Source organism: Mesorhizobium sp. M8A.F.Ca.ET.165.01.1.1 (assembly GCF_004792065.1).
Classification (GTDB): Bacteria; Pseudomonadota; Alphaproteobacteria; order Rhizobiales; family Rhizobiaceae; genus Mesorhizobium.
In genome coordinates this window covers 1-345 of record NZ_SRTH01000136.1, presented here as the reverse complement: position 1 = coordinate 345, position 345 = coordinate 1, and the positions used below count along the sequence as shown (strand labels likewise).

Annotated in this window: 1 protein-coding gene; it reads left to right on the top strand. The window is 64.6% G+C overall.

Annotated features, from left to right (window positions below; all coding sequences use genetic code 11):
- On the top strand, positions 1–345 hold a 345-nt coding region (locus EN808_RS35435; RefSeq protein ID WP_189524252.1), incomplete at both ends, for a phytanoyl-CoA dioxygenase family protein.

The window sequence follows — 345 nt, the reverse complement described above, 5'->3', positions numbered from 1 at the left end:
GCCGTCTGCATCCGCGGCGCCTTCAAGGACTGGGTCGACGTCATCGCGGCTGGCATTGAACGCAATATGCAGGACCGCAGCGCCACGGCCTCCGACATCGCCGGCGGCAAGGGCAGCTTCTTCGACGATTACTGCAACTGGGAGCGCATCCCCGAATTCGTCAGGATCGTGCGTGAATCGCCGGCGGCAGAACTCGCCGCCGCCGTCATGCAATCGCGCAGCGCCCAGTTCTTCCACGACCACGTCCTGGTCAAGGAGCCCGGCACGCAGAAGCCGACGCCGTGGCACCAGGACATTCCCTACTACTTCGTCGATGGCAGCCAGACGGTGAGCTTCTGGATCCCG